Here is a 9069-nt window from a genome sequence, read left to right as displayed (position 1 = left end):
GCTTTACCTCGCATCCCCGCTCTACATGCTGCAGGTCTACGACCGGGTGGTCACCAGTGGCAGCGAGACCACTTTGGTGATGCTGACCCTGGTGCTGCTTGCGGCCTTCCTGGCGCTTGCCGGCCTCGACCTCGTGCGGGCCGCGATCCTGACACGCGCCAGCGCCCGGCTCGACCGGCTGCTTTCGGCCAAGATCCTGGCCGCATCGGTCGAGACGCCATCGCAGGGCGCCGCGCAAAGCCAGCCGATCCGCGATTTCGACACGTTCCGGCAGGTGATCACCGGCAGCGGCATCCATGCACTGTTCGACCTGCCGTGGTCGCCGATCTATATCGGCATCATCTTCCTCCTGCATCCCTGGCTCGGCTTCTTCGCGCTGGGCTCCTCGCTGCTCTTGATCGCCATGGCGGTGCTCAACGAATACATGGTGAGGGCGCCGCTCAAGCAGGCCAACGACCTTGCCACCGTCAATTACAATTTCACCGAAATGAGCCTCAGGAACGCGGAAGTCATTCGCGCCATGGGTATGATCGACGGGCTCGTGCGCCGCTGGGGTCGCGACCGCGGCCTGGCGCTGCGGCAGCAGGGGCAGGCCAGCGACCGGGCAGCGCTGATGTCCGGTCTGATACGCTTCCTGCGCCTCACCATGCAGTCGCTGATCCTCGGCGTCGGCGCCTATCTGGTCATCGAGCGGCAGATCACCGGCGGCTCGATGTTCGCGGCGAGCCTGCTGCTGGGCAGGGGGCTGCAGCCGGTCGAGCAGATCGTCGGCCTCTGGCGCAGCCTGATCCTGGCGCGGGCCGCCCTCGACAGGGTCGAGAAGCTGCTGGACGGCGGCGCGCGGAGCGAACGGTCGTTCAATCTGCCGAAACCCACGGGCAAGATCGCCGTCGAGCAGCTCAGCTTCGCTATCCCCGCGGCGCAGAAGGTGCTGCTGCGCGATGTCTCGTTCCGGTTGGAAGCTGGCGAGGCGCTCGGCATCGTCGGCCCTTCCGGCGCTGGCAAGTCGACGCTTGCCCGTCACCTCGCGGGCATCATGCAGCCGAGCCGCGGCACGGTCAGGCTGGATGGCGCCGACATGACGCAATGGGGCAGGGAGGCGCTCGGCGACCATATCGGCTACCTGCCGCAGGACATTGAGCTGTTTTCCGACACGGTCGCCGCCAACATCGGCCGCTTCAAGACCGATGTCGACCGCGAGGTGATCGAGGCCGCCCGGCTCGCCGGCGTGCATGAGATGATCATTCGCCTGCCGCAAGGCTATGAGACGCAGATCGGCGAGGGCGGGGCGGTGCTGTCCGGCGGTTACCGTCAGCGCATCGCGCTTGCCCGCGCCGTGTTCGGCATGCCGAACCTCATCGTGCTCGACGAGCCGAGCTCCAATCTCGACTCCGACGGCGACCGCGCGCTTGCCGAATGCGCGCTGGAGCTCAAGCGCCGCGGCAGCACGGTGATCATCGTTTCGCACCGGCCCTCGACCTTGGCAAATGTCGACAAGATCCTGCTTCTGCGGGATGGCGCCGTCGAAGCCTTCGGCATGAAGAACGAGATCGTGGCTCTGCTCAATCAGCGCGCGGCGCCGATCGCGGTGGCGACCCAATGACCGACATCGCAGCGACCTATCGCAGCCTCTCGGGCGCCGACGAAGCAGGCGCCAACGCGGATTCGATCCGCGGGCCGGTCTGGGTCGGTGTGCTCATCATCGTTGCCTTCTTCGGCGTGTTCGGCGGCTGGGCGGCGGTCGCGCCGCTCAACGGCGCGGTGCTTGCCGATGCGGTGGTGAAGGTCGAGGGCAACCGCAAGAGCGTCCAGCATTTCGATGGCGGCACGGTGAAGGAAATCCGGGTCAAGGACGGCGACATCGTCGCGGCAGGCGATGTGCTGGTGGTGCTGGACGACACCCGCGCCCGTTCCGAATTCAACCTCTATTCCCAGCAATATGCGCTGCTGCGCGCCACCGATGCCCGCATCCGCGCCGAGCTCGACGGGCACGAGGCGGTGGCCTTCCCGAAGGACATCACCGCCGAGCACCAGGCCTATCTGCAGGACGCGATGGCCAACCAGATCGCCGACCTCGAAAGCCAGCGCGCGCAGATGGCGGGCGCCAGGCAGATCCTGCAGAAGCGGATCGCCGAGCTCGACGAGCAGATCGATGGCAAGCAGGCGCGCGTGGAATCCTTTCGCGCGCAGCTCAAGTCCACCCTGGACGAGAAGGCCGGCCTCAACAAATTGCTGAAGGCCGGGCTGACGACGAAGCCTCGCATCCTGGAGCTCGATCGCTCTGCCTCCGACCTGCAGGGCCTGATCGACCAGGCGCTCGGCGAGATCGCGGGAAACCGGCAGAGCAAGGCCGAGCTCGAAAGCCAGATTGCGCAGCTCACCAACGAGCGCCGCGCAAAACTCTCTGCCATGCTGATCGAGACGCAGTCGAACCTCGCCGACCTGGTGCCGAAGATGTTCGCCGCGCAGACCACCGTGGACCGCGCCGAGGTGCGCGCGCCCTATGACGGCCAGGTAATGGACCTCACTGTTTTCTCGACTGGCGCGATCGTCGCCCCCGGCCAGACGATCCTCGACATCGTGCCGACCAGGAATTCGCTGATCGTTCAGGCGCAGGTCCGCGTCGAGGACATATCCAGCCTGCGTGCCGACATGACCGCCGAGGTCCGCTTCACCTCATACAAGCAGCGCACCACGCCGGTCATCCACGGCCGCGTGACCCATATCTCGGCGGACCGCGTCACCGATGCCAAGACAGGCTTTCCCTATTATGTCGCCGACATAGCGGTCGACGCGCAGGAACTCGCCGCCGCGCCCCAGATCCAGCTCTACCCCGGCATGCCGGCATCCGTCATGATCGTGACGGAGGAGCGCACCGCGCTGGACTACATACTAGGCCCGCTGACGGCGTCCCTGCACACCGCGTTCCGCCAGAAGTAGGGGCGGGTCAAGCGCGGCGGAAGCGGATTGAGACGCTTCGCTTCCCTCGGCGTTATACTCCCATATACTTCAACCCCACCTGGCCAATTCTTCGTCGAATTGCCCGTTGACGCACGCTCAGATAGAGTTAATAATGTTCTAATATAGTAGCGTAAACAATCTCCCGACCGGCAACAACGAGTTACGGCGCTACAGGGGGTGGGAAACCGTGCGGCTTTTCGGCCGCCGCATCACCATCGAGCCGCCAGTCGTCGTGAGGCGATGTCGCGTTTTGCTGTTCGCCGGCCGCCGCCGCGGGTTGCCAGACGCTACGCCGATCCTCCTCCCTCTCGAACTTGAGCGCTGAATCTCGGCGCTATTTGCCATGGCCAGTCAGCCGCCTTGCGCGGTCAATGCGCCGATGAGCGCGGCTGACATGTCCCTGATGGGGAGAGGCAAGTCGTGGGGTTCAGTAAGGCGTCGCTCGGGTTGGTGGGCAAGACAACGCTTGGTTCGGCGCAGGCGAAGATCAGGCTTTTCGGCCTGGCCCTCGTCGCATGCGTCGCCGGCTTTTTTCTCTTCGGCTCAGGCCGGCATGCATCGATGGGCTCGATGCTCGTCGCGGTGGCGATGGCGGGTGCCGGTAGCCTGGTGATGTTTCGCGCGCGCGGCGACGCGGCGCAAAATGCCGTCGGCGACGCGCGCCGTCGGCCCGCGGCGGCGCGGAGCAAGCCGTCGGTGAAGCCGACCGGGCAGGTGGCCAACGCCGCTCGCTCCGAGCTGGCCGCGGCACTTGCCAACTGCCGGTCGGCCTTTCTTGCGGTCGGGTTGTTCAGCGGCATGCTCAACGTGCTGATGCTTGCAGGCTCGCTCTACATGCTCGAGATCTATGATCGCGTGCTGCCGAGCCGCAGCCTGCCGACACTCGCGGGCATTTCGATATCGCTCGTCATCCTCTATTGCGGGCAGGGCGTTCTCGATTTCGTGCGCGGGCGCGTGCTGGTGCGCATTGGCGGCGCCCTCGACGAGGCGCTTGGTCAGCGCGTTTATACGTCGGTGCTGAGGTTGCCGCTGAAGGCCGGGCGCGAGCACGACAGCCTGCAGCCGATGCGCGATCTCGACAGCGTGCGCGGCTTCCTGTCCGGTATGGGGCCGACGGCGCTTTTCGACCTGCCGTGGCTGCCGCTCTACCTGATCATCATCTTCATGTTCCACTGGGTGCTTGGCCTTACGGCGCTGTTCGGTGCGATCGTGCTGGTCACTCTGACCATGCTTGCCGAGCGGCTGACGCGAAAGCCGGTATCGGCTGCAACCTTGAGCGGGAACCGGCGCGGTGGGTTGGTCGCCGCCGGCAGTCGCAATGCGGAAGTCGTCGCCGCCATGGGCATGGCCGGCGGGCTTGCCGCACGCTGGGAAGATGCGAACCTCGATTACATTGCCGACCAGCGCAAGGTAAGCGACGTCGCCGGCGGCATCGGCGCGGTATCGAGAATACTGCGCATGCTGCTGCAGTCCTCCATGCTCGGCATCGGCGCCTGGCTGGTTATCGAACAGCAGGCGACGGCGGGCGTCATCATCGCCGCTTCCATCCTCAGCGGCCGCGCGCTGGCGCCGGTCGATCTTGCGATCGCCAACTGGAAGGGCTTCGCGGGCGCGCGCCAGGGCTGGCAACGGCTGACCAAAGTGCTGGCGGCCTTGCCCGCCGAGGCCGAACCCATGCTGCTGCCGGCGCCGAGCGCCAACGTCATGATGCACAATGTTGCGATCATGGCTCCGGGGTCGCAGCGGCTGCTGGTCCAGGATGCCAGCTTCGCCATGGAGGCTGGCCACGCGCTCGGCATCATCGGCCCGAGCGGGTCGGGAAAGTCCACTCTGGTGCGTGCGCTCGTCGGGGCCTGGTTGCCTGTGGTCGGCCGGATAAAGCTGGACGGCGCCGATCTCGATCAGTGGTCGCAGGCGGAGCGCGGCCGCCATATCGGCTACCTGCCGCAGGACGTGGAGCTGTTCGCCGGCACCGTCGCCGACAACATCGCCCGCTTCGAGACGGACGCCGACCCCGCCGCAATCATCGCCGCGGCCAAGGCGGCTGGCGCGCACGACCTGATCGTGGGCTTCCGCCAGGGCTACGAGACCGAGATCGGCGAGCATGGCGAGGCTCTTTCGGCCGGCCAGCGCCAGCGCATTGCCCTGGCCCGCGCCCTCTACCGCGATCCGTTTCTCGTGGTGCTCGACGAGCCGAACTCCAACCTGGACATGGATGGCGAGCAGGCATTGGTGCGGGCGATGCTCGGCGTTCGCGAACGCGGCGGCGTGGTTGTGATCGTCGCTCATCGTCCGAACGTGCTGGCAGCCGTCGATTTCGTCCTGGCGATGAGCCACGGCCGCATCCACGAGTTTGGGCCGAAGGACAAGGTTTTCGCCAAGATGTTCCCCATGCTGCGGGCGGTGCCCACGGCCAATCCGCCGCCGCGGGCGGCCGCGGAAGGCACTCCGCAGGCTGCCGCCAATGGAACCGAGGGAGGGAACTAGCGTGGCTGCGCCGGGCACCTCCCATGCATCGATCCGCTTCTACACACGGCTTGGGCTTGGAGCCGTGCTCCTGCTTGCCGGAGGCGTCGGCGGCTGGGCCTCGGTCACCGAGATCGCCGGCGCGGTCATCGCCCCCGGCACGCTCGTCGTCGACTCCCACGTCAAGAACGTGCAGCATTCGACCGGCGGCATCGTTGCCGAGATCGATGCCCGCGATGGCGACCTCGTGAAAGTCGGCGACCTTTTGCTGCGTCTCGACCGCACCGTGCCGGCTGCCAATCTAGCGGTGGTGAGCAAGGCGCTCGATCAGTTGACGGCGCGCAAGGCGCGGCTCGATGCCGAGCGCCGGGGCGCTGACAGCATCACTTTTCCTGCCGACCTCCTTGCTCGTTCGGCCGATCCCGATGTCGCCGAGGCGATCTCCGGCGAGAAGCAGCATTTCGAGACGCGGCGCACGTCCCGCGCCGGCCAGAAGGGCCAGCTCGGCGAACGCATCGTCCAGCTCGAGAAGGAGATCGCCGGCGACACCGCGCAGATGGAAGCCAAGAGCAAGGAGATCGAACTCGTGCAAAAGGAGCTCGCTTCCGTGCGCGTGCTCTGGGGCAAGAAGCTCATCTCCATCGATCGCCTGACCTCGACCGAGCGCGAGGCGACGCGCCTGGATGGCGAGCGCGGCCAGCTCGTCGCCGCGCTGGCGCAGGCGCAGGGGCGCATCGCCGAGATCAAGCTGCAGATCATCCAGATCGACCTCGACCTCAGCACGGAAGTCAACCGCGACCTGCGCGACATCGACGGCAAGACGGGCGAACTCTTCGAGCGCAAGGTCGCCGCGGAGGATCAGTTGAAGCGGGTCGACATTCGCGCGCCGCAGGACGGCGTCGTGCAGCAGTCGCTCGCCTACACCATCGGCGGCGTGATCCAGCCCGGCCAGACGATCATGCAGGTCGTGCCGGACAATGACAGCCTTGCGGTGGAGGCCAAGATCGCGCCCAGCGATATCGACCAGCTATGGGGCGGCCAGTCGGCATCGCTGCGTTTTTCCGCATTCAACCAGCGCACGACACCGCAGATCGAAGGCGTGGTGGAGAGAATCTCGCCCGACATTACCACCGATCAGCGCACCGGCGTCAGCTATTACACCGTGCGCATCAAGACGACCGCCGCCGAGGTCGCGCGCCTCGGCGAGGTCAAGCTGGTACCCGGCATGCCGGTGGAATCCTTCATCAAGACCGGAGACCGTTCGGTGATGTCCTACCTGGTGAAGCCGTTGCAGGACCAGATCACCCGAGCCTTTAGAGAGTAAGCCCGCCCAGGCGGGAAAATGAAAACAGAAGCCACGAAAGAACAGCAGCCACGATAAGTAACCGAATCCGAAAGCTAGGGGAAATGTTATGGCGTCTAGCGATATCAGCGACAATCTGACCAACGATCCGCTCGCAACACCCGATTCCACCGTGACCGGAAGCACCGATCCGACTTCCTCCGACGCCGTGCCGCCGCTTGCGGTCGCGGTCGACCAGGCCGATGCGGACTACGCGCCCGGCGAGACGGTGGGGATCACGGCCACCGACGTCGAGGATGGCGGCTCGCTCACGTTTTTGGTTGCCCACCACAGCGCGGGCGCCGACGGGATCCTCGGCACCGCGGATGATGTGCTCACCTACGATCTCACCGCAACCGGTACGCCCTGGGTCGTCACCGATGGCGGCGCCGGTGATCTGGATGGCGTCGTCAACGGCACGATCCAGACCTCGTGGTACGTCAATGCCGACGCGGCAAACCAGGCATTCACGCTCACGGCGACAGACCAGGCAGACGGCCGGGTCGCGACCGTAAACTTCACCGATGCGGTGAACGCGCCTACCTACGATCTGACCTTCAAAACCACCGTAACCATCAACGGCGCCCTCTTTTCGTCCTCGGATGTCGTGACCGGCGCAGGAACAGGTTTGCTTGATCCTTTCGTCCGAATTTCGGCTTCAGGTAACAACACGTCGGAGCAGGGGTATAATACCGACTTTAACGCTTTTATTCTTGATAATACCTCCAAGGGCGGTAGTCAGTACGTTCATTCAGTGAACATTGCCGACATTCCGATTCAATTCATAAATGGCGTCGGCTACTATCGATTTGATCTCGACATCAACGAGTCCAACGTCGCCACGTCCCAAAACCTTTCCCTGGATTCGCTCCAGATCTGGCAGGCCTCTGCAGGCGATTTGCATGATTACGCACCCGGAGCGACCCCGAGCCAGGGCACCGGCGCCTTCCCGGCGGGGGATAACGCTTCGCTGATCTACAATCTGGATGCCGGCGGCGACAAGTTCGTCGGGCTGAACGGCGAGCTTCAGCCGGGCAGTGGCAACACCACCGATATGTCGTTGCTGGTTCCCATCAGCAATTTCGATCCGACCAAGCCCTATATCTATCTCTATTCCGGGTTCGGCTACCAGACCGGTACTTATCAAGGACCTGGGGAAACAGCACAGAGCACCTGGACGGCCGATTCCGGCTTCGAGGAATGGAACCGGCAGATCGGCCAGGTGATCGACGGCCACAAATTCAACGACCTGAACGCCGACCACGTCTGGCAGGCCGGTGAGCCGGCTCTCAGCGGCTGGACGATCTATCTCGACATCAACGGCAACAACTCCTTGGATCTGGGCGAGCCGTCTACGGTCACCGACGCAAACGGGTACTATCACTTCACTGTCACGCCCGGCACCTACACGATCCGAGAGGTGCAGCAGGCAGGATGGTCGCAGGATGCGCCGAATAACGCGCAGGGCGAGTACACCGTCACCTTGGCGGCGGGCGAGGAGAGCCACAACAACGACTTCGGCAATTTCCAGCTCGGCTCGATCTCGGGCCACAAGTATGAGGATGCCGACGGCAGCCTGGCGACGACCGGCGACGAAACCGCGGTGAGCGGATGGACGATCACGCTCTACAATGACGCCAACCACAACAACACCGCCGATGCTGGCGAGCAGGTGGCGCAGACGACCACGGACGGCAGCGGCTTCTACCAGTTCACCGGGCTGTTGCCCGGCGACTACCTGATCAAGGAAGAGAGCCAGTCAGGCTGGACGAATGTCAGCCCGGTGCAGATCGACCAGAACAACCTCACCTCCGGCCAGAACCTGACCAACCAGGACTTCGTCAACTTCGAGAAGTTCTCGATCTCCGGCACCAAGTACGAGGACCTGACCGGCGACGGCAAGAGCGGGGACGACACCGCCTGGTCGCATGATCCGGTGACGATCTTCATCGATGACGACAACAGCGGCGACCTGAGCGCCGGCGACCGCACGACGACGACCGATGCTTCCGGCAACTGGTCGATCGGCGGGCTGACGCTGGCCGATGTCGGCAAGAACATCTACGAGGTTGTGCCCGGCGGCTCCGAGCAGACCGGCGTCTTGGTGCAGACCATCGACAACCCCGGCAGCGGCGGCACCGACAGCGGCAACGACTTCACCAACTTCGTCGCCTTCTCGATCTCCGGCACCAAGTACGAGGACCTGACCGGCGACGGCAAGAGCGGGGACGACACCGCCTGGTCGCATGATCCGGTGACGATCTTCATCGATGACGACAACAGCGGCGACCTGAGCGCCG

Annotated in this window: 5 protein-coding genes; all 5 read left to right on the top strand. The window is 64.8% G+C overall.

Going from position 1 to position 9069, the window contains the following annotated elements; genetic code table 11:
* A partial coding sequence (locus EOA38_RS18920) for a type I secretion system permease/ATPase (protein ID WP_127299937.1) occupies positions 1–1603 on the top strand: 1603 nt, incomplete at its 5' end.
* Positions 1600–2940 (top strand): HlyD family type I secretion periplasmic adaptor subunit, encoded by a 1341-nt coding sequence (locus EOA38_RS18915; RefSeq protein ID WP_126094406.1) that lies wholly within the window; start codon positions 1600–1602, stop codon positions 2938–2940. The genes EOA38_RS18920 and EOA38_RS18915, both read left to right, overlap by 4 nt.
* Before the next feature lie 441 nt (positions 2941–3381).
* Positions 3382–5448 carry a type I secretion system permease/ATPase gene (locus tag EOA38_RS18910; RefSeq protein ID WP_245480875.1) on the top strand — a complete coding sequence of 689 codons (2067 nt, stop codon included), beginning with the start codon at positions 3382–3384 and terminating at the stop codon, positions 5446–5448.
* Between the two features lies 1 nt (position 5449).
* Complete coding sequence (locus EOA38_RS18905; protein ID WP_245464701.1) at positions 5450–6751, top strand: HlyD family type I secretion periplasmic adaptor subunit; 1302 nt, start codon at positions 5450–5452, stop codon at positions 6749–6751.
* Positions 6752–6902: 151 nt separating this feature from the next.
* Positions 6903–9069, top strand: a 2167-nt coding sequence (locus EOA38_RS18900; RefSeq protein ID WP_210212973.1) for an SdrD B-like domain-containing protein, incomplete at its 3' end; no start/stop codon positions are given.

This window comes from Mesorhizobium sp. M1E.F.Ca.ET.041.01.1.1 (assembly GCF_003997355.1).
Lineage (GTDB): Bacteria > Pseudomonadota > Alphaproteobacteria > Rhizobiales > Rhizobiaceae > Mesorhizobium.
Note: the sequence above shows the minus strand (reverse complement) of the source record. Positions and strands in the feature narration are given on the sequence as shown.

Coding starts and splice junctions, on each gene's coding strand:
- EOA38_RS18915 (WP_126094406.1), top strand. CDS start 1,600: ATGACCGACATCGCAGCGACCTATCGCAGCCTCTCGGGCGCCGACGAA.